The 26,075-nt window shown below is 33.3% G+C and carries 25 protein-coding genes, 1 tRNA gene and 1 pseudogene; 10 read left to right on the forward strand and 17 right to left on the reverse strand.

Annotated elements, in window-relative coordinates; genetic code table 11:
• Positions 1-69: 69 nt before the first annotated feature.
• Entirely contained in the window at positions 70-1,377 is a 1,308-nt protein-coding gene (locus AAHN03_RS00855; RefSeq protein WP_342278794.1) for a nitrate/sulfonate/bicarbonate ABC transporter ATP-binding protein, read from the reverse strand.
• A 78-nt stretch (positions 1,378-1,455) separates the two neighbouring features.
• On the opposite strand from AAHN03_RS00855, the gene AAHN03_RS00860 reads away from it, so the two are divergent.
• The 9 genes from AAHN03_RS00860 to AAHN03_RS00900 all read left to right on the forward strand — a co-directional run bounded on the left by AAHN03_RS00860 (position 1,456) and on the right by AAHN03_RS00900 (position 8,382).
• Positions 1,456-1,704 carry a palindromic element RPE1 domain-containing protein gene (locus AAHN03_RS00860; protein WP_342278795.1) on the forward strand — a complete coding sequence of 83 codons (249 nt, stop codon included), beginning with the start codon at positions 1,456-1,458 and terminating at the stop codon, positions 1,702-1,704.
• 433 nt (positions 1,705-2,137) lie between these two features.
• A complete protein-coding gene (locus AAHN03_RS00865) occupies positions 2,138-2,779 on the forward strand; it encodes an exopolysaccharide biosynthesis protein (RefSeq protein WP_341762117.1) in 642 nt (213 codons plus the stop codon).
• Between the two features lie 59 nt (positions 2,780-2,838).
• Entirely contained in the window at positions 2,839-3,561 is a 723-nt protein-coding gene (locus tag AAHN03_RS00870) for a phosphoribosylaminoimidazolesuccinocarboxamide synthase (RefSeq protein ID WP_341763145.1), read from the forward strand.
• An 89-nt stretch (positions 3,562-3,650) separates the two neighbouring features.
• The gene (gene nuoI / locus AAHN03_RS00875; RefSeq protein ID WP_341754835.1) at positions 3,651-4,130 is read left to right on the forward strand and encodes an NADH-quinone oxidoreductase subunit NuoI; all 480 of its coding nucleotides are present in this window, start codon (positions 3,651-3,653) and stop codon (positions 4,128-4,130) included.
• Between the two features lie 2 nt (positions 4,131-4,132).
• Positions 4,133-4,747: an NADH-quinone oxidoreductase subunit J gene (locus AAHN03_RS00880; RefSeq protein ID WP_342278796.1), complete on the forward strand. Its 615-nt coding sequence runs from the start codon at positions 4,133-4,135 to the stop codon at positions 4,745-4,747.
• Positions 4,740-5,054 carry an NADH-quinone oxidoreductase subunit NuoK gene (gene nuoK, locus AAHN03_RS00885; RefSeq protein WP_341757565.1) on the forward strand — a complete coding sequence of 105 codons (315 nt, stop codon included), beginning with the start codon at positions 4,740-4,742 and terminating at the stop codon, positions 5,052-5,054. Before AAHN03_RS00880 ends, nuoK begins: the two co-directional genes overlap by 8 nt.
• Before the next feature lie 5 nt (positions 5,055-5,059).
• Complete coding sequence (nuoL, locus tag AAHN03_RS00890) at positions 5,060-6,985, forward strand: NADH-quinone oxidoreductase subunit L (RefSeq protein ID WP_342278797.1); 1,926 nt, start codon at positions 5,060-5,062, stop codon at positions 6,983-6,985.
• 19 nt (positions 6,986-7,004) lie between these two features.
• On the forward strand, positions 7,005-7,709 hold the full coding sequence (locus tag AAHN03_RS00895) for a cyclase family protein (protein WP_342278798.1): 705 nt from the start codon (positions 7,005-7,007) through the stop codon (positions 7,707-7,709).
• Positions 7,710-7,716: 7 nt separating this feature from the next.
• A complete protein-coding gene (locus AAHN03_RS00900; RefSeq protein WP_342278799.1) occupies positions 7,717-8,382 on the forward strand; it encodes a penicillin-binding transpeptidase domain-containing protein in 666 nt (221 codons plus the stop codon).
• 55 nt (positions 8,383-8,437) lie between these two features.
• Here the strand turns inward: AAHN03_RS00900 and AAHN03_RS00905 are convergent, their stop codons facing one another.
• The 3 genes from AAHN03_RS00905 to AAHN03_RS00915 form a co-directional block, all read right to left on the reverse strand.
• Positions 8,438-10,108, reverse strand: a complete 1,671-nt coding sequence (locus tag AAHN03_RS00905) for an IS1634 family transposase (protein WP_342278361.1) — start codon at positions 10,106-10,108, stop codon at positions 8,438-8,440.
• A 407-nt stretch (positions 10,109-10,515) separates the two neighbouring features.
• Positions 10,516-10,755: a membrane protein insertion efficiency factor YidD gene (gene yidD / locus AAHN03_RS00910; RefSeq protein WP_341762207.1), complete on the reverse strand. Its 240-nt coding sequence runs from the start codon at positions 10,753-10,755 to the stop codon at positions 10,516-10,518.
• Between the two features lie 129 nt (positions 10,756-10,884).
• Positions 10,885-11,190, reverse strand: a complete 306-nt coding sequence (locus AAHN03_RS00915; protein ID WP_342278800.1) for an HU family DNA-binding protein — start codon at positions 11,188-11,190, stop codon at positions 10,885-10,887.
• A 277-nt stretch (positions 11,191-11,467) separates the two neighbouring features.
• Here AAHN03_RS00915 and AAHN03_RS00920 point away from each other — a divergent pair, with 277 nt between their 5' ends.
• Complete coding sequence (locus AAHN03_RS00920; protein ID WP_342278801.1) at positions 11,468-11,683, forward strand: palindromic element RPE1 domain-containing protein; 216 nt, start codon at positions 11,468-11,470, stop codon at positions 11,681-11,683.
• A 93-nt stretch (positions 11,684-11,776) separates the two neighbouring features.
• On the opposite strand, the gene mgtE is transcribed toward AAHN03_RS00920, so the two are convergent.
• From mgtE to ftsA, 13 genes and pseudogenes are all read right to left on the reverse strand, one after another.
• Entirely contained in the window at positions 11,777-13,147 is a 1,371-nt protein-coding gene (gene mgtE, locus AAHN03_RS00925; RefSeq protein ID WP_342278802.1) for a magnesium transporter, read from the reverse strand.
• Between the two features lie 291 nt (positions 13,148-13,438).
• Positions 13,439-13,523, reverse strand: a tRNA-Leu gene (locus AAHN03_RS00930).
• Positions 13,524-13,912: 389 nt separating this feature from the next.
• Complete coding sequence (locus AAHN03_RS00935; protein ID WP_342278803.1) at positions 13,913-14,782, reverse strand: TIGR01459 family HAD-type hydrolase; 870 nt, start codon at positions 14,780-14,782, stop codon at positions 13,913-13,915.
• Between the two features lie 536 nt (positions 14,783-15,318).
• Positions 15,319-16,291: pseudogene (ftsZ, locus tag AAHN03_RS00940) on the reverse strand (cell division protein FtsZ); the annotation flags it as partial.
• 93 nt (positions 16,292-16,384) lie between these two features.
• Positions 16,385-17,767, reverse strand: coding sequence for a class II fumarate hydratase (gene fumC, locus AAHN03_RS00945; protein ID WP_342278804.1), 1,383 nt, complete (start codon positions 17,765-17,767; stop codon positions 16,385-16,387).
• 555 nt (positions 17,768-18,322) lie between these two features.
• On the reverse strand, positions 18,323-19,024 hold the full coding sequence (locus AAHN03_RS00955) for a DUF2278 family protein (protein ID WP_342279226.1): 702 nt from the start codon (positions 19,022-19,024) through the stop codon (positions 18,323-18,325).
• A 679-nt stretch (positions 19,025-19,703) separates the two neighbouring features.
• Positions 19,704-20,111: an HI0074 family nucleotidyltransferase substrate-binding subunit gene (locus AAHN03_RS00960; protein ID WP_342278805.1), complete on the reverse strand. Its 408-nt coding sequence runs from the start codon at positions 20,109-20,111 to the stop codon at positions 19,704-19,706.
• Positions 20,098-20,391 (reverse strand): nucleotidyltransferase domain-containing protein, encoded by a 294-nt coding sequence (locus AAHN03_RS00965; protein WP_342278806.1) that lies wholly within the window; start codon positions 20,389-20,391, stop codon positions 20,098-20,100. Before AAHN03_RS00965 ends, AAHN03_RS00960 begins: the two co-directional genes overlap by 14 nt.
• Positions 20,392-20,762: 371 nt before the next feature.
• Positions 20,763-21,458 (reverse strand): hypothetical protein, encoded by a 696-nt coding sequence (locus tag AAHN03_RS00970; protein WP_342278807.1) that lies wholly within the window; start codon positions 21,456-21,458, stop codon positions 20,763-20,765.
• Between the two features lie 196 nt (positions 21,459-21,654).
• On the reverse strand, positions 21,655-22,446 hold the full coding sequence (gene xth, locus AAHN03_RS00975; RefSeq protein WP_342278808.1) for an exodeoxyribonuclease III: 792 nt from the start codon (positions 22,444-22,446) through the stop codon (positions 21,655-21,657).
• A complete protein-coding gene (ubiB, locus tag AAHN03_RS00980) occupies positions 22,443-23,831 on the reverse strand; it encodes a 2-polyprenylphenol 6-hydroxylase (protein ID WP_342278809.1) in 1,389 nt (462 codons plus the stop codon). Before ubiB ends, xth begins: the two co-directional genes overlap by 4 nt.
• Positions 23,832-23,932: 101 nt before the next feature.
• A complete protein-coding gene (locus AAHN03_RS00985) occupies positions 23,933-24,580 on the reverse strand; it encodes a dienelactone hydrolase family protein (protein ID WP_341762099.1) in 648 nt (215 codons plus the stop codon).
• 251 nt (positions 24,581-24,831) lie between these two features.
• Positions 24,832-26,070 carry a cell division protein FtsA gene (gene ftsA / locus AAHN03_RS00990; RefSeq protein WP_342278810.1) on the reverse strand — a complete coding sequence of 413 codons (1,239 nt, stop codon included), beginning with the start codon at positions 26,068-26,070 and terminating at the stop codon, positions 24,832-24,834.
• Between the last annotated feature and the right edge of the window lie 5 nt (positions 26,071-26,075).

The following is a 26,075-nucleotide window of genomic DNA, read 5'->3' on the forward strand; positions in this document are numbered from 1 at the left end:
TTTCGAAAGAAGTCTAATGAAATTAATCCGAAATTGAGGTTAAATAATACGATATATACAATTCAACTTTCAAGCTGTTGGATTATCTAAGCTAAAAACCTTTTTATTATCATCATAGGAGAAGATTTCTGCATATCTTCCTAAACCTATTATAGACTTTAAAGTTATAGTGGCATCTTCACTAGATAATGTATCCTCAAGCTGTGTCTTAAAACGTGAAAGAGGTGCTTTATGATCTAAACGTTGATGTAAAATTTCACAAATGTAGGATGCAAGAGGAATATTGTCAAGTAAATGCTGAGCAAGCATTTTTTTTCTATCTTCTAAACTACTTGTGAAAAAAAGCTTGCCATGTTTATTTAATTTTATACTCTCAGAAGTAACATTAGCAAAATTTAATATTTGTAAAGCTCCAACAATATGTAAAATTTCCCCCATATTGTTAATGTGAAAAATCTTAGATAATTCTGATAAATTTGCAGAACCTTTATATGGCGATGCAGAAAGTGCCTCAATGCTACCGATCAGTTCATTTACCGACAAATGAATTTTTTGATCGATGTTGCCAACAATAGCTTTCTGTTTATTACTAACAGGCAAAGGTGGTTTTTCATAGGCTGATACCATGAGAGCATAAATTTTATCTACCATAGTACGAAATTCCATACTTTGAACATCACGTAAACGAGGGAGGGTAATTGCTAATTCTGATACAATACGCCCAGGATTAGATGAAAGTATTAACACTTTGTCAGCCATAGTTACTGCTTCTTCAATCGAATGAGTTACCAATACCACCGACTGCATTTGAGTTTTTCCACTACTCCACAGATCAAGAAAATCATTCTTTAAGGTATTAGCAGTTAGAACATCAAGAGCAGAAAAAGCTTCATCCATAAGTAGAATTTCTGGTCTGAGAACTAATGCTCTAGCAAAACCTACTCGTTGCTTCATACCACCTGATAATTCTTTTGGATATGCTGACTCAAAACCATCAAGTCCTATCATATCTATGACCTCTAATGCACGTTTACGACGTTCATACTCAGAAATATTGAAACTTTTTAAACCTAGCTCAACATTCTCAAAAACAGTCAACCATGGAAAAAGTGCAAATGTTTGGAAAATCATACTAATATCACAACGATCACGAAAAGCAGGTTTTTTATTTAGTATTACTTTACCTTTAACTGGTTTTGTAAAACCTGCGATAATTCTTAGTAATGTTGATTTTCCAGATCCAGATTTTCCTAGTATCGCAACTATCTCATTAGGTTTTAGTTTTAGAGTAACATTATCTAGTATTTTTTGCGTACTATGATCATCTTTTGTAAAACTTTGTGTAATTGATATTAATTCAAGTAAATTATTATTCATAGGTCTTACTCTTTTTGTAAAATGGTCAACTTGAATGATAAAAAAAGTTAAAATGCACCCGCGTCAGCCTCTTCAAGAATGCATTTTTCTGAATATTCTAGCCAGTTTTGGATTAAAATTAAAAATTTTAATCCAAAACTGAAGTTAACTAATAGACTTCCTGCAGAATTCGCTTTTGCTGAGGAATTTGCAGGAGACACGGAACCTCGACCCGCAGCGTACTCAAATGTACGTGAGGAGCAGAGTACCGGTATCACGCACAAATTACCAGCAAAAGTAGAATTATGCAGGAAGTCTAATGATAATAAAGTAAATATTCTTTGCTAAATCCATTACAATTGTGCTACATTCCGTAGTGTGCGAATTTGGGATAAGAATTTGTCAATTCTTATCCCAAATTCGGTAAAATTATCGAAACAATCAGATTTGAGACGGCTCTGCATCTGATTGTTAAATTAATATTTTGCTAAAAACATGATTTTAAAAGATTAAAATCGTGTTTTTAGCTTTAGAAAGGTTTAAAATGCATTCGCAAAACCACTTTAAGAATGCATTTTTCCTTGTATTAAAGCCAATTCGGGATAAGAATTAACTAATTCTTATCCCGAATTGGGGTGTAGTGCATTTCTCAATTACTATAAAATCATAGTTTTGAGATAACCTAACGTAAGAAAATTATTGATGGAATTAATTTCTTTGATTATTAATTATTTTCTAATAATCTAAAATATAGTATAATTTACAAGAAAATTAAGTAAAAATGTTTAACATTGCATCAAAAGATAAACAACTAGATAGAACTACAGTATCTAGTGTTTTTTATAAATTAGGACAAAAAGAAAAAAAAGAAAAGACTAGAATTAGTGAGTTATTAGTTGATTTTCATGAAAATGGTCTTCTATTAACGATACTTTTTTTTGCAATACCAGTTGCAATTCCGCTGCCGTATCCTCCAGGTTTTACTACTATAGTAGGTATTCCTTTGATGATTCTATCTATGCAGATGTTGCTTGGCTTTAGACAAGTTTCTTTACCATCCAAAATTAATAATTATCAAATTAGCAATGATATACTTATTAATATAAGTGACAAGATTGTACCAAAGATTAAATTTGTAGAAAAATATATACGACCAAGATTTAGTTTCGCAGCCTCTATATATTGTGAACAATTTATTGGTTTAATATCACTGATTTGCTCTATTGCTATATCAATACCTTTACCTCTAACTAACGCCATACCTGCACTGGGCATTACAATAATGGCATTAGGTCTTTTAAACCGAGATGGATTAACTATAGTTCTTGGATTTATTACCTCTATAGTTGGACTTATTATAGCTTTTATAGCAATCTCTGCTAGCTGGATTAGTATTAAATATTTATTTAATCTATTCTTCTGATATAATAAATATTAAATTTGTACAAAAGGTGAAAGCCGCTACTATAGAATCTTTTTCAAATGAAACAAAAGTTATATCAAGGATCAAGTAAAGCTCTTTATCAGTCACAAGAAGATTTTGCTTTTATTATGGCGTTTACTGACAAAATTACTTTAGAAAACGGAGAGATTTTTGATATTTCGGGTAAAGGGGTGCTGAATAATAATATTTCGTCCTTCATAATGAGCAGACTTGATATGGTAGGAATAGATAACCACCTAATTGAAAAAATTAACATGCGTGAGCAATTAATACAATCTGTAGATATTTTCCCCATTCAAATATTGGTTTCTACAGTAGCTTGCGGTAGGTTTGTAAAAGAATTCTCTATGGAAGAAGGATACGTGTTTGATCATCCAATTATCGATTTTAGAGTTAGAAGTAGTGAGTTAAAACATCCTATAATTAATGAACACCAAATACTAAATTTTGGTTGGTTAAGTAAACAAGAAATTGATGAAGTAAAACATAAAGCCATAAGAACATACGATTTTTTAAGTGGATTATTTACAGGTATTGGTATAAGGCTTGTTGAATGCAAACTAGAATTTGGCAGAGTGTTTAATGGTGAGGAATTTATGGTAATGTTGGCTGATGAAATTAGCCCTGATAATTGTCGTTTATGGAATATGAATAATAATGAGAAACTTGGAGCAGAAATGATTGCCAGTGATCCAGAAAAAGCTCTGAAATCTTATCAGGCAATAGCTGATTTATTAAAAGATAGAACTTATATAAGTTAAGTAGTATACCTAAAACCTTCTCTAGGAAGAAAAAAATAAATTGTAAACATGCTTAGTGCTACAAATTTTTGGTGTATAATAAAATGAGAATAATTAGTTATCTAAAGTCTTTTTTTTTATTTGAAATAATCTCAGGGCTTAGTCTAACTTTGAAGTATTTCTTCAAACCTAAAGTAACTATAAATTATCCCTATGAGAAGGGAAGGATAAGCCCAAGATTTAAAGGTGAGCATGCATTAAGACGTTACGCTAATGGTGAGGAACGTTGTATTGCTTGTAAGCTTTGTGAAGCAATTTGTCCGGCTCAAGCTATTATTATTGAAGCAGAAGAAAGAGAAGATGGTAGTAGGCGTACCACTAGGTACGATATTGATATGACTAAATGCATTTATTGTGGTTTATGTCAGGAGGCGTGTCCAGTTGATGCTATAGTGGAAGGCCCTAATTTTGAATTTGCTACTATTACCCATGAAGAATTGCTTTATGACAAAGAAAAATTGCTGAAAAATGGTGATATGTGGGAACAAGAATTAGCAATTAAGCTACATGATGATTATAAATATAGATAATTATGGAGATATTTTTTTATTTATTTGCAGGGTTAATGGTTATAAGTAGTTGTTTGGTAGTCATCAGTAAAAACCCTGTTTATTCTGTCTTATGGTTGATCTTTACTTTCTGTAACGGTTCGGGGCTAATGGTTTTGCTAGGAGCAGAATTTTTAGCAATGATATTGATTGTTATATATGTTGGGGCAGTAGCAGTATTATTTTTGTTTGTTATAATGATGTTGAATATTCGTTTTACCGATGTTATTGTACAATTTAAAAGAAACTTATTTATAAGTATTGCTGTTGCACTTATTATGTTTGCTGATCTTGTCCTGATAATTTGGTTAGGTACTAAAAATATAATTTTAGATAATAGCCAATTTGAGATAAAATCAGGTATCACTAATACTCATGCCATTGGACGAGTATTATATACCGATTATATCTTACCTTTCCAAATTTCGGGTATTATTCTATTTGTGGCAATGATATCTTGTATTACCTTAACTATTCGACATCGCAGCGGAGTTAAAAGGCAGGATATTGCTAAGCAGCATGCTAAAAATAAAGATAATTCCATATTAATGGTCAAACCACATTTAAATGAGGGAATAGAAGGACTCAAATATGATTAGTACTATTACTTTGGAACATTATTTAACTTTGTCGGCCCTCATTTTTAGTATAGGGATGGTTGGTTTGTTTATGCATCGTAAGAATGTTATAACAATTCTTATGTCGATTGAATTGATGCTGCTGGCTGTAAACATCAATTTTGTGGCATTCTCTACTTATGCACATGAGATATCTGGGCAAATTTTTAGTATAATAATTTTAACAATAGCAGCTGCCGAGACCACAATAGGACTTGCAATATTACTAGTTTATTTTAGAAATAAAGGCTCAATAGAAGTGGGTGATATAAATCAGATGAAGGGCTAATTGATATGATAGCTTCGGCAGCAACACTTACAGTAATGTTACCTTTAATCTCTGGTATCATCAATGGTTTGTTTTGTCAGTGTTTTAGCAAAAAACAAGCAGCTTTCATTTCTACTATTGCTATAAGTTTATCGGCCTTATTATCTATGTTTATATTTTACAATGTGGGTGTAAACAAAGCCATTATTCATATAATTTTAGCAAAATGGCTAGAAGTTGGTAACATGAAAGTAAGTTGGGCGATTTACGTCGATCAGCTAACCGCTATTATGTTTATAGTGGTTACTTGGATTTCAGCTGTTGTACATATTTATTCTCTTGGCTATATGGCAGATGATGATGGATTACCTAAATTTCTAGCATTTCTATCATTATTCACTTTCTTTATGCTATCTTTGGTATCAGCAGATAATTTTTTACAATTATTTTTTGGTTGGGAAGGTGTTGGTCTCTGTTCATATTTGTTAATTGGTTTTTGGTATCAGAAAGAAGCGGCGAATAAAGCAGCAATTAAAGCCTTTATAGTAAATAGGGTAGGAGATTTTGCTTTTATACTTGGGATTATTACCATTATTGTTTATTTTGGTGTAGTTGATTTTACTAGTGTATTTGCTAAAGCAAAGTCATTATCTAATATACAATTAAGTATATTAGGTTTTAAAGCAACAGTAATTGACGTGGTATGTTTGCTATTATTCTTGGGATGCATGGGCAAATCGGCTCAAATTGGCTTGCATATATGGCTACCAAATGCTATGGAAGGTCCAACTCCAGTTTCAGCACTTATTCACGCTGCAACTATGGTAACAGCCGGGGTCTTTTTAGTAGCTAGATGTTCTTATTTATTTGAATATAGTATAGGGGTATTGCACTTTATTGCCATTATTGGTGGTATTACATGTATATTTGCCGCAACTATTGCCATAGTTCAAGATGATATAAAAAAAATTATTGCCTATTCTACTTGTAGCCAACTTGGTTATATGTTTCTTGCTTGTGGTGTGTCAGCTTATAATGCTGGTATTTTTCATTTAGTCACCCATGCATTTTTTAAAGCTTTATTATTTTTATCAGCTGGTAGTGTAATTCACGCTTGTCACGAACAAAATATTTTTAAGATTGGTGGTTTGAAAGATAAGATGCCAATTACTTATTGTAATTTTTTAATTGGATCACTAGCTCTCATAGGTATTTATCCTTTAGCAGGATTTTATTCAAAAGATGCTATTTTAGAGCTAGCATATAGTAGCGGTGGTATCGGTACTATCGTGTTTATTCTTGGAATTTTTGCTGCAGTTCTGACTGCCATTTATTCTATGAAAATTATCTTATTAGTATTTCATGGAAAAACTAGATTAACTATTGACATCAATCATGTCCATGAATCACCCAATATCATGAATGGACCACTTAGTCTTTTAGTGGCAGGTAGTTTTTTTGTAGGAATGATAGGTTATTATATATTGTCTTTTGACAAACCAAATGGTTATTTCCTTGATAGTATATTTAATATTCATATTTACCAAATACTAACAATTCATCCTCCTCTTTATATAAAATTATTACCAATGGTTTTGGGACTAATAGGTATTGTTTTGGGGATTTATTTTTATAGAAGAATCAAAGAAAAAATAAAAATAGGATTTATAGAAAAGCTGTTGGTACATAAATATTATTTTGATGAGGTTTATGACTTTGTGATAGTAAGATTAGTAACTAACTTAAGTAAGTTATGCAATTTGATGGATCAAAGAGTGATAGATAGATTTGGTCCAAATAGCTTTGCCAAAACGGTAAATTACTTTGGTTTTTTGGTGAGTAGATCGCAGACAGGTTATGTATTTAATTACACTTTATATATAGTTTTATGTATAGTTGTTTATATTACTTTCTTTATAATAGGAATATTGCGAACTGATTCTTTTTGGTAAGTTTGAAGTAGGGATAGTCATGATTTTTCCATACAAAATTATTGATCTTACACACACTCTTGATGAGCAGACTCCTTCGTGGAGTGGAGGTTGTGGGTTTAATATTGAAGTTAAATTGGATTATTCTGACTGCCGACAGAATGAAGAATTTCGCGTGCAGCAGTTCAAAATGCATGCCGGGATTGGTACACATATGGATGCACCAGCACACTGTATTCCAAGTAGTACTACCATTGACCAAATACCATTATCGCAGCTGCTTGCTCCTTGTGTTGTTATTGATGTATCAAGCTCTTGTCATGAGCGTTATAGTCTAAGCCTAACGGACATTGAACATTTTGAAGAACAATACGGAATGATCAATGAGGGAAGTTTTGTGATGATCAAAACAGGATGGGAAAAGTTTTGGAGTGATCCGGGAAAGTATAGCAATAATCACGTTTTTCCTTCTATATCAGTTGAAGCAGCGGAGATACTGACAAAACGAGGTGTGTGCGGACTTGGTATTGACACTTTGTCACCAGACAGGCCAGCAGATGGATTTCCCGTTCATAAATTGTTTTTGGGCAATGGCAAATATATTGTTGAAAATGTTGCTAATTTGGCAAATCTACCTATAACAGGAAGCTGTATCTTAGCTCTACCAATTAAGGTAAGAGGGGCAACAGAAGCTCCGATAAGGCTTATTGGCTTAATAAAAGAAGAAACAAATTTAAATTTTTGAGGGTATAATGAAAAAACTTATTTTCTATTTAAGCATAGAGTTATTGTTTAATACATCCTCACTGGCAGATACCAAATGCTTTTTGGTTAAAGAAAATGATAAAATTATCAAACAAGAAGGTGATTGTGCATCACGCTATGCACCTTGCTCAACGTTCAAAATCGCCATTAGTTTAATGGGATATGAAGAAGGATTGCTAGTTGATGAGACTCATCCTGAGTTACCATTTAAAGAAGGTTATGTAGATTGGCTTGACAGGTGGAAACAGCCCCACAATCCAACAACATGGATGCAAAATAGTTGTGTTTGGTATTCTCAAGTTTTGACGCAAAAGCTTGGGATGAGTAAATTCAAAGACTATGTTATAAAATTTAACTATGGGAATCAAAATGTTTCAGGTGATAAAGGTAAAAACAATGGATTAACGAATTCATGGCTATCCAGTTCGTTGGAAATTTCACCTGAAGAGCAAGTCGTGTTCTTACAGAATCTTATTGATAACAAATTACCAATAAGTCTTAAATCTCATGAAATGACAAAAAATATACTCTTTATAGAGGAACTACCAAACGGCTGGAAACTTTATGGGAAAACAGGCAACGGTTCTCAGCTTAATAAAAATAGAACGAAGAAGTTAGACCTCCCGACTTCCGCATTTTTTAATAAGGCATAAGCTTAGAAGGGTCATAGTGCTAGGATTTTTAAAATTTAGGCACAACATTATTTTGTTATTTTAAATATATTGCAGCATGGTCTGAACGTTTGATGTTAAAGGTTTTATAGATTTTTCTAGCTTCGTTTTTTATTGCACTTGGTAGTCTATAAAGATCACCAGTCTTTGTATGTCTTAAGATTGAATCCTGTACTGATATTAATAATTCAACGATGTTAGTTACACTGATCTTTTGGGTCAGAGCAACCTTGTATTCTATAGTTTTAAGCACTGCAAAACTCATATAACACACAGCTATGTGTGCTTCTATCCTTTGTTTAGTCCAGTGAAAAATTGGACGCATTTGTAAATTATGTTTATTGATTCTAAATTGCTCTTCAATTACCCATAATCTAGCATATTTTGCTATTGCTTCATGTGGAGTTATAGTCTGGTCATTGGTGATTACCCCATGTATGCCATCCCACAACGCATCCTGCTCTATCTTCTCTGCGTCAATATAGCTCTTGCCATTTTCACTAGAAGTATATTTTTTTACTCCACTATTAGATATAAGTTTTTTAGTACTACCAAACTCACCAATAGTCTTATTAATTTTATCTAAAATTTTTTGTCGCTCCTGTGCATCATTAATAGCCCTTTTAGATTTATAACTGGTAATTAGACGTTTACCATCATGCTCTAGATCGGCAATCCAAGTAAGATCATTGCCTATAACAGTAGGCTTATAGTTTTCCTCTGATAATATTTCTTCTTTCTTTTCTTTCTTGAGTGTTTTAAGCTTTGCTGCCACAATATAACGATAACCACCTTCATCGAGAGCTTGCAAGTTAGCTTTACTAAACATTGCACGATCAGCAATAAAACAGACATCTTTAACTTTAAGATACGCTTGCCAGCTGTTAATTGATTTAATTAAGGTGCTAACTTCTGCGGTATTACCACTAAACAGCTCATAGCCAAGTGGTAATCCATCCTCATTAGTTGCTAGGGCAAGAACTAGTTGGGTAGTATTAAAGCGATGATCTTTACTATAGCCAAAGGCTCTTAGCTCATCTATTTCTACTGATTCAAAGTATAGTGTAGTAACATCAAAAAATACTAGGCTAATCTCTTTATTAGGAATCAGGGTTAGGGTGTTTTTAAAGCATAATTCTTTAATTTTAGGTATTTGCTCATGTAATTTGTCCATCATCCGATAAGTAGCATCTAGATCATGATGCCTGTCAAATTGATCGCTTAAATACTCAACTATCCCTTTTTTACTATTTGGTCTTACCATACGGGCTAACACTAAATCCTTCAGCATCCCAGCGTCACGTTTCCTTGCTAGTAACTGGTTAAAATGCATTTGATCATAAACATGCCCCCCTATTTGATGCACTCCTTCAACAACTCGCTTGACTTCTACAACCTCATTTAGTTTTACTTCGTTAACAGGTAGAATATCTTTTAGCAGCTTGTTAGTTGGACGACCTCTTTTAACCTCGTTAGTATCATCAGTAAACAAATTCCCCTGCCCAGTTGCAGCTTCTCTCTCAGCTTTAATCTTGGCAATCAAATATTGTGCTAGGGCAACTAATTTAGCTTCTTCTACTTCATCTACGAAGACTCCTAAATGACGTACTATACGCTGTTTGACGTTACCTTTACTATCACGATAACCTTCCACTATTTGAATAGATTGCCTTGGACTATTAGGAGTTTTTTTACGACGTATGTACATATTAGGGCTATAAAATATGGGGCTATATTTAATTAATTAAATAATAAACAACATCGCAGTTAAAGTCAATAATAAAATATCTACTAGGCACAACAGAACGAGAGTACCACTTCACCTCCTTACTAATGCCACTTATAACAACTAATATCAAAAAATCTGCGGAAGTCAGGTAGAAGTTAGACCTCCAGCAAGGATGGTTTATTGGCTGGATTCAAAGAGATAATAGGACTATTGTATTTGTAAACCATATTACAGATGATAGTAAGCAAGACACTTATTCAAGCCTACGTGCTAAAGCAGAGGCAAAAGAAAAATTACTACATTTGATTAAAGACTGAGCAAAAATGATTTGAAAAATTAGGCTTCGTGAAGATTTTGTTTTTATGAGTAGCTCTATACTTTTCTAATTAATTTTCAGGTTGGGTAGTATTAGGCACAGGATCATATCCTCCTTGACAGAAAGGATTACACCTAATTATTCTCTTAATAAATAACCATAATCCTTTAATATTACCATGCATTCTTATTGCTGATCTAGCATATTCTGAACATGATGGATCAAAACGACAATTATCACCAAGTAGGGGGGAAATAAAGAATTGATAAAATCTAATAAGTATGAGTAACAAATTAAAGCGATGTTTCATTTTGATCATGGTTACCTCAAAAAGAGTATACTCAAATGATCCTACGAATTGGATTTGAAAATGAATGGTGAGCATGCGAACCCATGATATTTTCAAAAAACAATTCTTCAAATCATTTGAGTATATTACTTACTTTGCAGTTTTTAGTTTTGAGTCTTTACGTCCATTGCAGGCAGATTTTAGTTTTTCACCAGCAGAGAACTTAGGTTGAACGTAAGCTTCAATTTTAAGAGGCTGACCAGTTCTAGGATTTTTGCCAGCTCTAGCTGCTACTTTACTAGAGTAAAACTTACCAAAGCCAATCAGTATTACGTCTTTACCTTCAGCAAGAATAGAAGTAACTGCATTGGTAAATGTATTTATAATCTTTTCAGCTTCAACTTTAGTACAATTTTGTTGGTTTGCTATATAATCAATGAATTCACCTTTGTGCATAAATTTTTCCTTTAAGTGAGTTAGTTTAATTTAATTCAGCTAATGATAGCTTGCCTATCAGGTAAAGATATAGATATAGATGTTGTAAATCAATAATTATTAGCTATTAAAGTTATCTATATTATAAAATATTTTCACTTTACGTTTCTTTTTGATATTATTAACACAGATATCTATTTGTTGTTACTGGTTGTCAAGCATCATCATATAAGCATTCAAGCAGGGCAGTTTAAAAGCCACAACTAATGATAGAAAAGTTTGTTTTTAAAATGCATAAATGTCTATTAGCGAAGAGCCGCAAAGCGGTGACGCTAATAGACGTCTTGTACTTTTCTACAATAGACTTCTTTCGAAACTCGCTTATGCTGAGGGATTTGAAGGAGACGCGGAACGCAGAACCGCAGCGTACTCTAATGTACGTGAGGATTCGAGTGCCGCATCGACGTACAAATCACCAGCAGAAGTAGAGTTTCGAAAGAAGTCTAATTTTTAAATTGCCATGGGGGTTATGCGTAAGGTGTGAGTAACTAATACTTCAATACTTCTTGTAGCACTTTAAATTAAACTCGATAATCACAAGGCAAGTTTACACCAAAAAGGTATAAGCTAAAGTAAGAAAGGTAAAAAATGCAAATGAATCAGTTATGGTGGTTAAGAATACACCTGAGCCAGTGGCGGGATCAATATTTAAATAATGTAGAGTAATTGGTATTACTGAGCCAAAAAGACCAGCAATTAGAAAAGTTAGGATAACGGCTATGGAGAAAATCAAGCTAAGATTTGGATCAGAAAGCATGGCTAAGCTTAATAGCGCCCCAACTAAGGCCAGTATAGAGCCGTTAAATCCGCATACAGCTATTTCTTTAAGAATCACTCTCAGCACGTTATTATGGTGAATATCTTTGTTGGCAAGTGCTCTCACTGTCACTGTCATGGCTTGTGTGCCGGCATTCCCTCCCATAGAAGCAACAATAGGCATAATAGCTGCCAGTGTTATAAGTTTTGAGATTGTAATACTAAACTGGTTAATAATTATCGATGTCATACAAGCAGTAATTAAATTGACAAATAACCAAGGGAATCTGTGTCTCACAGTATAAAATAGATTGTAAAATGTATCTTGAGTATAAACGCCACCGAGTGACATTATATCTTTTTCTGTTTGTTGTTCAATGATGTAAAGCATACTATCTATTGAAACAGTACCTATCAACTTGCCACTTTTATTCACCACTGGTACAATTGTTAGAGCATATTGTTTAAAAATAAAACTTAACTCACTTAAATTAGTAAATACATCGGTAATTTTAAATTCAGGATTCATAAGATCTTTTACTAACTTATCCCCTTTATGCTTCAGTAAAGTGCTTAGAAGTATACTACCTATAGGTCGGTATTTACTGTCGAGTACAATAGCAGCATGAAAATCTTGTGCTATATGTTTGTGTCTAATAAAATCTATAGCCGTGGCTACTGTCCAATCTTCTTTAAATGACACAAAATTTCTTTCGATTACCCTACCAACAGTATCTTCTGGGTAAGTACAGCCTTCTATAATTTGCTGTCTTTTTTCTGCTTTGAGATTATTTAAGATCATTTCTTTTGTTAGATCATCAAAATCCTCGATAACTTCAACAGCATCTTCTATAGCAAGTTGATTAATTAGCTGTACACTTTTCTGTACACCTAAAATTTGCATTATAAGTGGTTTACTGTTCACGCTAAGTTGTACTAAAGTTTCAGGCTTTAGTGTATCCTGTAACAAAGGAATAATTGTTTTATATGTTTTCTGATTTATATTATCTAAAACATCTGCAAGATCTGCATAGTGTAGATTACTCATAATCTCTATTGCTTTGCCAAATTCATCATTATTCAGAAGATTATTAATATGCTCAAATGTTTCGTCAAATTGGTTTTGATGAACCGACAACATATTTTTTGATTGATTTTGCATAACTCCTCGTTTGAGTATACTGCTATGATTTCAAGAGTTAGTACGAAGGTCAACTTCAAGAAGAGCTAGGCAGTAGCAAAGTCGAGCAGCAGAGCATACATGAGTAACGGAGCAGCTTCGATTTTTAGATACGACGACCTTAATTCTTGAAGTTCACCGAGTATACTCAAATGATTTGAGTATATATACTGAATTTTCTAAAAGTACCCTCAATAGCCAAGAAGGATGAGTCACTTGTATTCTAACATGTTAGGTTTTATAAGACAACTAAGTTGAGAGTATATAGAAAACTGGTGCGGTCGAGAAGACTTGAACTTCCACTCTGTTAAGAACAGCCCCCTCAAAGCTGTGCGTCTACCAATTTCGCCACGACCGCAATTAATAATAAGTTTTTAATAAAATTATTCCTGTAGCCTAAATAATTTTGGTTAATCCAAATAGTGTATATAACAAATTATTCTACTAATATCAATATATATACTCGAATGATCCTACGAATTGGATTTGAAAATACGCGAATTCGGGATAAGAATTTGTCAATTCTTATCCCGAATTGGGTAAAATGCATAACTGTTGAAAGTTAAAAAACCGTCTATTAGCGAGCGAACGTACGTGAGCGTGGCAATCCATGAAGCTTGTCATATATTGCTTCGTCGACCTACGGTCTCCTCGCTAATAGACGGTTTTTTAACTTTCAACAGTTGTGGGCGAATACCCCGCAAGTATTTGCAAGAGCCAATTCTTCAAAGTATTCAAGTATCCGAGTCAATTTGCAGTCAATTGAATAACAAAATTTGGCATTACTTCCTGCTCAGTTGCTGCAATTTTCAAATGGTACATTTTTTCTTCAATAGTATGATACTGGTTATGAAACTTTGTAGCATTACCTGTTAATACTAAAGCTGAATTAATTCCTACTTTATTTGCCCCTAAAATATCAGTATAGAAAGTATCGCCTATCATAAGAATACGTTTCAATGCAATATTTGGTAATTGGTTTAATACTTTATGATATATTTCTATATAGGGTTTGCCGGTAAAAATTACTTCACTACCAAATTGTTTTATTTTTGCAGCAAAGTATCCAGCACAATATCTCTGTATTCCTTGTTGCCTAATTCCAAGATCTGGGTTTGCACATATGCTAATCATGTTTCTTTTAACTGCAGTTTTTAATAAATCGTCAAACTCATCTAAATTTAAATTTTTTTCTTCATCACGATAAAGCGTTAACAGCAAAATATTAGCTTCATTTATGTTTGTGGTGGTAGGTGTCTGTAATCCCTCCATAAGATCATTACTTTCTTGACCAAGATGATAAACTATAGGATTTTTTATACCAAATCTTTTATCACTTTCTAGTATCATATCAATTGCTACTTCACCAGAACTAATAATCATTTCTTTCGTTGCGTTAATGCCCCAGCTGTTAATTTTGGTAAATAAGGAAAATGTGTTGCGTGGGACATTAGTAACAAAAAAAACTTTCTTTTGTTGTTTAAGTATCTTGTTAATATTGTCAACTACTCCGGGATAAATTTGGTTACCTTCTACTACCACTCCCCAAAGATCAAATAAAAAAACATCATAATCATCTATTACAGATGAAATATGTCTAAAATCTAGTTTTGTCATTTTACACACTATACTTATAGGATAATCTGATGATAATAGACAATAAATATTTTTAGTAAAATATATTTGTTAAAAATTGTAGGGTAATTTAAAAGCCCACCCTAAAAAATCTCTCATAAAAAAATAAATTATGTTAACAAATTATTTTGGTTTCCTTAGAAAGGTTGGAATATCATGGATATCAACTTCTATATTATCCTTCTGAGGAATAGGCGGTGTAGGCTTTTTTATTTGCTCCTGAGTTTGAGTAGTATTAGATCTGAGTGAATTCCACATTCTACTTAGTAAAGATGATTTTGCATCATTACTGCTTATAGTTTGCTGATTTAGCATATCAATTGATGTTGCTTGAACACTTAAATTTAAATGTTGTGTTTCAGAATCCACTAAACTAGGCTTTTCGCCAGTATATTGAGCAAAATCTGGAATTTCTTCTAATATTGTTGTTTCTATCGAATTGGACTGACTATCCATCTGTTCAGAACTCGTAGTAGTACTTGCTATTAATTCAATAGGTTGGGATTTGCTACTTATTGAGTGATCAGCATCAATACCAGTAGCAACTACCGATACTCTAATAACACCATTTAATTCTGGATTAAACGTAGAGCCGAAAATAATATTAGCATCGCTATCACCCACTTCTTCTCTAATTCTATTAGCAGCACTATCAACTTCAAATAATGTCATATCCGTACCACCAGTAATGTTAATTAAAACCCCCCTAGCACCACGCATTGAGTTATGATCTAATAATGGGTTAGAGATAGCTGCTTCAGCAGCTTTAACTGCCCTATCCTCGCCAGAGGATTCCCCAGTACCCATCATAGCTTTACCCATTTCGCTCATCACCGTTCTAATGTCGGCAAAATCTAGATTGATAAGCCCTGGCATGATCATCAAATCAGTAACCCCTCTAACTCCAGCATGTAATACATCATCTGCCATTTTAAAGGCATCTGCAAATGTAGTACTCTCATTTGCTATACGAAATAAATTTTGATTCGGTATTACTATCAAAGTATCAACAAATTTCTGTAAATCTAGTAAACCTTGCTCGGCAGTTCTAATCCTATGCTTTCCTTCAAAATGAAAAGGCTTAGTTACCACTCCGACAGTAAGAATTCCTAGTTCCTTGGCTATCTTTGCAACGACCGGAGAAGCACCTGTACCAGTGCCTCCACCCATCCCGGCAGTGATAAACACCATATTGCTACCCTCTAAGTATCCTTTAATCTCGTCAGCTGATTCTTCAGCGGCTAAAGCACCAATCTCTGGAGATGCACCAGCTCCAAGACCCTTAGTAATAGCAACTCCTAACTGTATTTTATTATCACATAAAGAATGTTCTAGTGATTGTGCATCAGTATTAGCAACGACAAAATTTGCTCCTTGTAATTTTGCAAGTACCATATTATTTACCGCATTACCACCAGCTCCCCCAACACCAAATACTGTAATAACTGGTTTAAGAACTATATTCTCTGGTGCTTTGAAATGTAAAGCCATAATAATACTCTACCTGTTAAATTAAATTGTTGTTAGTATAGTAAAGAATCCAAAAATTTCCACCAAAAAATATACTTATAGGCATCACCCTAATTATACCATATTTTCTGCTAGCACTAAGCTATCAAAATCTTCACCTGATAAAAAATTTAATTTTATAGCCGCTTCTCTTAAAGTTATGCCTTCTTGATAGGCTTTTTTTGCAATCTTTGCTGCATTATCATAGCCTATATGTGGATTTAATGCTGTTATTAACATTAGCGATTGTTCTCTGAGCTTATTAATACGTTCTATATTGGGTACTAGCCCATCAATACAGTGCGTAACAAAACTATTGATGCTAGAAGACATTAAGTCTATTGACTGCAAAATATTATATATTATAACAGGCTTAAAAGTATTTAGCTCGAGACAACCGTTTGACCCGGCTACAGTTACTGCAAGATTATTTCCCATGACCTGAACACAAACCATAGTTAATGCTTCAATTTGTGTTGGGTTGACCTTACCTGGCATAATTGACGAACCAGGTTCATTTTCTGGTAGATGTAATTCACCAAAACCACATCTTGGTCCTGATCCGAGCAGTCTAATATCATTAGCAATTTTCATTAAACTTACCGCTATAGTATTTAGGGTACTAGAGAATTCTACTAATGCGTCATGAGTAGCTAGTGCTTCAAATTTATTAGCAGCACTTTTGAACGGATAGTTAGTATATGAGGCAACTTTATCAGAAAATTTTATCGCAAATTCTTTACGGCAATTAATACCAGTACCTACTGCAGTGCCACCTTGTGCCAAGAAATATACTCTTTTTAGTGATTCTTCAACCCGTTCTATAGCATATGCCACTTGTGCTACATATCCAGAAAATTCTTGTCCAAGAGTTATAGGTGTAGCATCCTGCAGATGAGTACGCCCTATCTTAACTATTTTATTCCAAGCTTGAGCTTTGGTATTTAACGCCGAATGCAGACTTGTTAAGGCTGGAATCAATTGTTGTTTACTCGCAAGTACGGTTGCTATATGCATAGCAGTTGGGAAGGAGTCGTTGGATGATTGAGCCATATTCACATGATCATTAGGGTGAATTGGTGATTTACCACCCTTTTTACCTACTAGCTGTTCATTACCAATAGAGGCGATTACTTCATTCATATTCATATTAGTCTGTGTACCAGACCCGGTCTGCCATACTACTAAAGGAAATTGATTATCAAATTCCCCATCTAATATTCTAGTGGTAGCTTGATCTACTGATTCTGCTATTTCAGGCTTAAGATCACCTAATTCCTTATTGACCTTTGCTGCACATTTTTTTAAAATTGCCAGTGCCTTAATCAATTGGATAGGCATTTTTTGATTACCTATCTTAAAATTTTCAAGAGACCTTTGAGTTCCCGCACCCCAGTAAAATCGATCATCTACTTTAATTTCTCCAAATGAATCAGTTTCAATTCTATAATTTTTCATAACAATCTTTTCCTTTTTTACCTTCCATACTCATCTGCTTAAGTTTTTAATTTAACCATTAGTTTGATGTAAGACATCGTTTAATATCCTAGGGTATTATCCCTACTTTCCTTATGTTATCTCAGCGAAAGCTGGGATCTATAATAGACTTCCTGCATAATTCTACTTTTGCTGGTAATTTGTGCGTGATACCGGTACTCTGCTCCTCACGTACATTTGAGTACGCTGCGGGTCGAGGTTCCGTGTCTCATACAAATTCCTCAGCAAAAGCGAATTCTGCAAGAAGTCTAATATCTAAAGCACCCTTCTTATCTATTTTTTTAGACCCCTGCTTTCGCAGGGGTGACGTAATGGCGCATAGGCGTCAACTTAAGAGCGTAATGATTGAACATGTATAAGTAAATCAAACACAGCCGTCATCGCGAGGCATCGTTAGATGCCGTGGCGATCCAGATAAACAGCGAAGCTGTTTTTTAGAGTAACGCTTCGCGTATCTTAGATTGCCGCGTCGCCGCTTGCAGCGGCTTCTCGCAATGACGTTTAGGTTTGATTTACTTATACATGTTCAATCATTACGCTCTTAAGTTGACGCCTATGCGTAATGGCGGTACTTGAGGTTAATTTACCTTCTTCATTCAAAGGATTGCCTGCATCATCAGTAACTAAAGATTGCTCAGCAAACTTAAAGAAAAAAGCCATAGTTGTGTTATCAGGCGTTTCTACAAATATAGCTCCATCTTGATAAATACCATTATTTTTACTTTGCGACATCATTAAAGAAGTACCTTGGTTCATATGTATATCATGTATACCTCTAGGAGGTAGATGATTATATGTTTGTCTTAGATGTAAGCCATAAGGTATCTCTTGTATTGTTTCACTATTATAATACGATTCACCTAAAATACACACTTTTGCACCACATATAAGATATTGGTCTAACAAAGCTGATATTTCTTGCCATGATTTTGGTAGTATATTCTTTAAATCAGCTACTTTTAAAATTCCACTACGAAGATAATCAAGCCTAGAAGTGCTAGGTAACTTATCCAAACTAAACAATCCTTCATTTCCTAGTTTATTTAAATTAGTTAATAGTTCATTACTAAACTGATCGGTATAGTACACCTTAACATTAGGTATCGAATCGGACTGAGTATCTATATTTACTTGATAGTCTAATCCATTAGCTTGTACTATAAGATTATGATGAGTCATTGTGTGTTTTATATGATCTTCTAAATCCTGTGATACGATTCCCTTTAAACACGAATAGTTTTTTTACATACTAATAGCCTTTTTATACAGAGTAGATTTACTCATTCTACTATAGAAGCTTGTGAAGTGCTACCGTATTTTAAATTCTTTATATTTAAATTACTTGACTCTTTTTCCTACTATATTATACTTATAATTCGATAATCAAGTTTTTCCTTAACTGTCTATTAGCAAGAAGCCGCGAAAAGCGGCGTAGTAGCAATCTTTTGAAGTAATACTTGTCCCCACTTCACAAGATAGAAACAATCAGGTTTGAAGCGGCTGCCCACCTGATTGTTAAAATATAATACTCCATTCAATATGTGATTTTAATTATTAAAATCACATATTGAATGATGAAAAAAGTTAAAATGCACCCGCGTCAGCCGCTTCAAGAGTGCATTTTTCCTTATAACAAAGCCAGTTCGATATAAGAATTAATTAATTCTTATATCGAACTGAGGTTACCTACGATCCACAACTGTCGAAAGTTCGAAGAGGAAGCGGTTTTAGGCAGGGCAGTTTAAAAGTTGTATGTGGTCAACGTCTATTAGCGAAAATACCGTAGGTCGACGAAATAATCCACAAAAGTAACCAAAAATGGATTGCTTCGTCGGCTTATGCCTCCTCGCAATGACGCTAGGCTGTTTTTCCTATAACTTTTAAATTGCCATGGGGATTATGCGTAAGGTGAGTGATTAAGAAAGTTCAACTTATCAAATGTACTTCTTAATGTGGGAATGTAAGTTCTAATATTATTATAAATTTTATCCGCTAGCTGCTCATCATAAGTATGAGAGGTAATATTTCTATCTAGCAGCATTTTTAACCACTCTTGTTCATGATCAATCAGATGTCCTTTAAATGCTTCTCTTAAAACATCTTTAGGATATTGCACTTCTACTCCTTTGCTTTCAAGAATTACCCTTAATAATTTCCAAAATAGTTCTATTGTAAACTCAAATCTTTGAATGGTAGCATCTATATTACTTCGATCTTCTAGCACGGGCTTAAATACAATATCTTCTAAAGATATTAAAGCTCTACTTAGCTTTGAAAAACCTAACTCTATTTTAGGATCTTTCATATAATTTCACCCCTTCTCGTATTATAGATAATTTTAAGTCTGATGAATCCTCTAATTCGTCAAGCCTTATACAATCTATTTTTAAGAGTGTATCAGCATTATCAACAATTTCTTGTAATTTCAACCAATCCTTAGTAGTAGCATTATGACATACTATAGCTAAATCAATATCTGCTCTATCCTGATTATCGTTCCTTGCCCTAGAACCAAATAACCAAATTTCCTCAACCACAATCTGTGATATTAAATCATTATAAAATTTATAATCCTGAACTTTCATTTATTAATTCCATACCTTCTATTATTTTAATAACTTTTTAAAATAATAAAGAGGTAAGATCAGATTGCAATAAAGTTATCTTCACAATTTTAAAATTATATTATAGCTAACCCGAAAAGGTTTTAGGTATATGTTAATCTTGCTTAGCTAGAAAGCGATGTCATCCCTGCGAGGGTTTATGTCACTCCTACGTATGCAGGAATCTAAAAAATGACCAAGATAGGTGTGTTAAGTTATTTTAGATATCTACCTACGCAGGGATGACATCGTAAGATCATATTTAGATTCCGCTACCTACGCGGGAATGACACCAAGGCTATCACATGCCTTAAACGTGTTAGCTATACCTAAGATTATTTACTTAACCTTGCTTAAGAATTAACTATTCTGCATATTTCTTCTTTGACTCTTTCTATTTTTTGAATCATATTAATCACTCCATTTTTTGTTTTTTGATTATATATCGTAATATCGGCAACAACTTTTGTTCCATTTCTGTAAGGATATATTTTTATAGAAATGTCAAATTGCTCATCATTAAGGTTTAATCTGTAATTAGTGCTATCTTTACCTAACAGGCGATCAAAGTTTGCTTTTATTGAATCACCATTATATTCTGAATTGAGTTCAAATACATAATCAAATACAGCACTTGATAAATAAGATTCTATATCAAAATCAGGCACAGGAAATGGCAAAACTACACCCTGTTGGTATGTTTCTTGAGTCTTAGGCGTTAGTATAACCCATGTGCTATCAGGCTTAGATATAGTATTTACGTCAACATTGTAAATCACACCAGAACCTGCCACCCCATTGTCAGTCCTTCTTTCTATTAACAAACCATTATGTTTAGAATTAATATGTAACCTTTCTCTTTTACTCTCAGGTCCACAATTATATTGCTTGAACCTTAGTCCATTAACTGTCCCAGCATTTTGTTCAACCCCATGTGGTAAAATATATGTTACTTGGATACCTGTAATATCTTGGGCTAAATTAGCCTTCGGCATCAAAACCCCATCTCCAACACACCCTGTTAAAAATAGAAAAACAGATAATATCATTATTAGTGTACTTAAACGCACATTTTCCTCTTATTTACATAATTAAGATATTTTTTATAATTTAAACGTAAAAAGCAATTTTTATATTAAACAAAAATAATTGTACATATCTAATATAATTAGAGATGGACTCATGTCAACAATTTTTAAATTATTAATCATTAATAACACGAATTTAACATAACAGTTTTACCTTTTACCCAACACTCCCCAATGTTAAAAAATAAGGTACATGATCAGAGGGCATAAGCCAATTCCTAGCTTCTGATAAGGAGCTGACAGATAGCATCTTATCTTGTAAGTTAGAACTAGTCCAAATATGATCTAATCTACGTCCCCTATTAGATTTTTGCCAGTCTATATTTCTATAACTCCACCAAGTATAACATTTTTCATTATACGGTATGAAATAGCGGCTACTATCGATAAAACCTAAGGAAGCCTGTAATTCCAACAGAGTTGAACGCTCTATGTCTGTATGGCTAACAACATTACGTAATTGACGGCTAGACCATACATCATGCTCATGAGGAGCAATATTTAGGTCTCCCGTTATAATAATCTTACTATCTTTACTCCGATTATTGGTTAACCATTCTTGTATTAATTTTACGTATGCCAATTTATGTTTAAATTTTTCATTAACATTTACATCAGCTATATCACCACCAGCCGGTACATAAAAATTATGTATCTCAATACCTAAAACTTCTACTGCTACGTGCCTTTTATTGCTATTATACAATTCAAGAATGAATTTATTGGTAAAAGGAAATTTTGATAAAATTGCTACTCCATTATAAGACTTCTCTCCTGAACAATATATATGCTGGTAGCCCATATAATTAATAGCTTGGTAAGGGAATAGTTCATTAATTGTTTTAATCTCCTGCAGTGATATAATATCAGGCTGATGTTCATCAATTAGCTTTTTGAGCAAACTAAGTCGCAAACGTACCGAATTAATATTCCAGGTTACTATTTTCATTTATTAAATCTCTCCAATATTTCCACTACAACATGCTTTAAAATTCTAAGAATTTTTGCCTCTGGGCTAAGATTCTTAGCCGCCCATTTCTTGATCCATGGTTCTATAAGCTGCCATACGTTAATTTCTGGATCAAGCTGCTGCCCTACCCCTTCTACTACTACTATAGTTTTCTGTAATAATAGCAATTGTGGTTGTACCTCCATGCCAAAATCTTCGGTGATTTTAAATAATTGTGCAAGTAACCTACCTATAGAAATATCTTTGACGACATATCCCATAATCGGTTCACTCACCGCTCTACACGCTTGAGCAAAAAGATCAAGATCGGTATTCTGAGGAATATAACCAGCCCTAAGATGGACAAGTGCTACTAACTTATAGTTTCTACTTAAAAAACCAAATAGGCTTTCAGCAATTGCCATTCTATCTTTATCAGATAACCTACCCATAATACCAAAATCTAGTAACACTATGCTACCATCCGACCTAACTAAAATATTGCCGGGGTGTAAATCTGCATGAAAGAAGCCATCTCTATATACTTGGTTAAAAAATATTGTAGCAAATCTTTGGGCTACTTTAGTTAGATCTAAGCCCTGCTCTATAAGCTTATCTCGAGCATAAATTGATATTCCATCTACCCATTCTGTGGTTATTATATATTCATGAGTCAGTTGCCAATAAACTTTAGGAATATATATATCAACATCATTTTGCAGATTATCAGAGAGTTCTGAAGCTGCCGCCGCTTCTAAACGTAAGTCAAGCTCAAATTTCATAGTAGTATTAAATACATCTATTACCGCTACTGGTTGCAGTCTTTTAAATTTTATAAATATTCTTGCTACTAGTTTAGCAAGAATATATAAAAGTTTAATATCCTTATTATATGTATGATGAATTCTCGGACGTAATATTTTTACTGCAACGAATTCACCAGACTTCAACTTAGCTCTGTGTACTTGAGAAATAGAAGCTGCTGCAATTGGTATATCCTCAAAGACGGAGAATAACTCATCGGTACTTTGACCAAAAGACTCATCAATAATCTTTCGTGCTATACTACTACTAAAAGGTGGCAACTTATCTTGAAGAGACTGCAAATAACTGGCAATCTTAACTCCTATAAGATCCGGTCTTGTGGAAAGAGTTTGGCCAAATTTTATATAAACAGGACCTAATTTTTTAAAACAATCAGTTAACCTTATAGCAAAATCATCTTTTGGTGTTTTAAATAGACCAATTGGATAAATTACTATGGTTATCACCCAGCCAAGAATTTTTAACCTAGATGGTAATCTTATTATACCAGGATAAGTCAGTATTTGCTGCTTGCTTACCACTCTTAATATATATAAAAAATTCAATAATAAGCTAATCATATATACTCAAATGATTTGAAGTTTTAAGCTACTTGCCTAAGCAGTAAAACATCTGCTAAATTCCTTGGGATTAAGTACTTAAAAAAACGTCGTATTACAATTTACTGTGCTTTAGTATTTATAAACTTGACGGCAAATTGTAGTCCCCTATCATCAATAGAATGCATAAGATTTGGTATCTTGTAATTACTATGATCAATATTATATTTCTGTAAATATTCTATTATCTCGTCCATGCTACTTACATCAACCACATCGTCTAATTCGCCATGTATTACGCAAACTGGCGTAGTTTTATTGATACATTCTAATGGGGCGATTAATTTACCAGAAAATCCTACCACACAAGCAAAAGGCTCTTTTTGTACCAAATTTAAATACAGTCCCATCATAGTGCCTTGTGAAAAACCAATTATGATAGTATCTTTATTAGTTAAATTTAGTTCAGCTTGTTTTTTTTGAATTATCTTTGTAACTAAACTACTATTTTTAGCAACTAATTCCCCTATTACATAAGGAGTACGATCATTTAGACTAAACCATTGTCTACCATACGGTGCATTATCAAATTTTTCAACTCCATGCGGCGAAATAAAATGACAATCTAGCAATTCCTTAGATATAAAGGGAACTAAGCTTATTAAGTCATGCCCATCTGAACCAAGCCCATGTAACAATACAACAAGCTTTTTACATTGACCATTCAAACTTTTTACTTCTGGGTAAGATAATATTTCATTTTTAATCATTTTTTAAGCTCTTAAAAAGTTTCCACAGGGGTAACACCCCGTTAACCTAGACGATGCACACAAAATTAGTAAGATGTATACAACTTTTAGTTAAACGTCATTGCGAAAAGCCACTTTAGTGGCGACACTGCAATCCAAATTACTTATTATATTTTTTGTGGATTGCTTCGTCGGCTCATGCCTCCTCGCTAATAGACGTATCTTTTAATAATTCTAAAAAGCTTGATTATCGAGTATTAGGCATTTTCTTTTCAAATATTCTCCTTCAACCAAATTAGAAATTTTTTAAACCAACTAGTATCGTTATTATCATTAATATTAAAATTATTTTTTTGTATTTTTAAAGATTGATTTTTTACCATACCTATAGAAGTGGAGTATATATGGGGATTATAATCTTCAGCAAAACCTGGTAAGACCTCTGGTTTACCAATTCGTACTTGTTTTTCAAAAATTTTGCTTGCCAGTTCTTTTACTCCTCGGAGCATTGCCCCACCGCCGGTAATAACAATGCGATAAGCGATCATATTGCCTGCAACAACTTTGTCATATTCTGCTTGAACCATCAATAATATTTCTTCTACTCTTGGATTAATGACAGATGCAAGATATTTTGAAGTAATTGTTGGTCTGCCGCTATCAGGAATCTCCATTTCAGAATCTTCTAAACTAATAACACTATCTTTATCAAAAGAAGATGGCATAGCATTACCATGAAGAATTTTAAGTTTTTCTGCAATATCAAGGCTTACTGAAAAGACTTTTGCTATGTCAGATGTAATATGAAAGCTACCTATATCTATGTAGCTTGTATATAGTAATTTACCTGAGACGAATACACCAAATGAGGTAGTTCTAGCACCCATATCAATTATAATAGAGCCAAGAGTTTTTTCATCTTTTGAAAGACAAGCAATTCCCGAAGCGTAAATTGCTAATATAATATTATTTATTTCAACATGACATTTTGCAAAACAATTGGTAATATTCATTAGCATATTAGAATTTGCTGTAATAATATGTAATTCACACCCTAATTCTTTGCCAAACATCCCAACTGGATCTTCAATAGCATTATTATCGTCAAGAATAAATTCTATAGGAAAATAATGAATAATTTCTTGGTCTTTAAGCTTGAACTCCAATAGGGCTTTTTTGATAAGTTTTTTGATATCTTGCTGTGAGATTGGCTGATTAGAAAGTTTTATTTTATTATTTATGTAATAAGACTTAGTGCCATAGCCTGTTAGTGATATAGTTATTTTTTTTATGTTTTTACCGCAATCTTTTTCTAATGCATAAATCGCCCCGACTATGCTATTTTCTGCCTCTTTTAAATCTAATATAACTCCTGATTTAATGCCTTTTGAGTAATACAGATTTTGGCTTATTATTTTTGCTTCCTCTCTTTTGTCAATATATGCCGCAATGCAAGCTATTTTACTACTGCCAAGGTCAAGAGTAATAAAGTTAGACAATTTGGCTTTCATAATTT

The organism is Candidatus Tisiphia endosymbiont of Myopa tessellatipennis, from assembly GCF_964031105.1.
Lineage (GTDB): Bacteria > Pseudomonadota > Alphaproteobacteria > Rickettsiales > Rickettsiaceae > Tisiphia.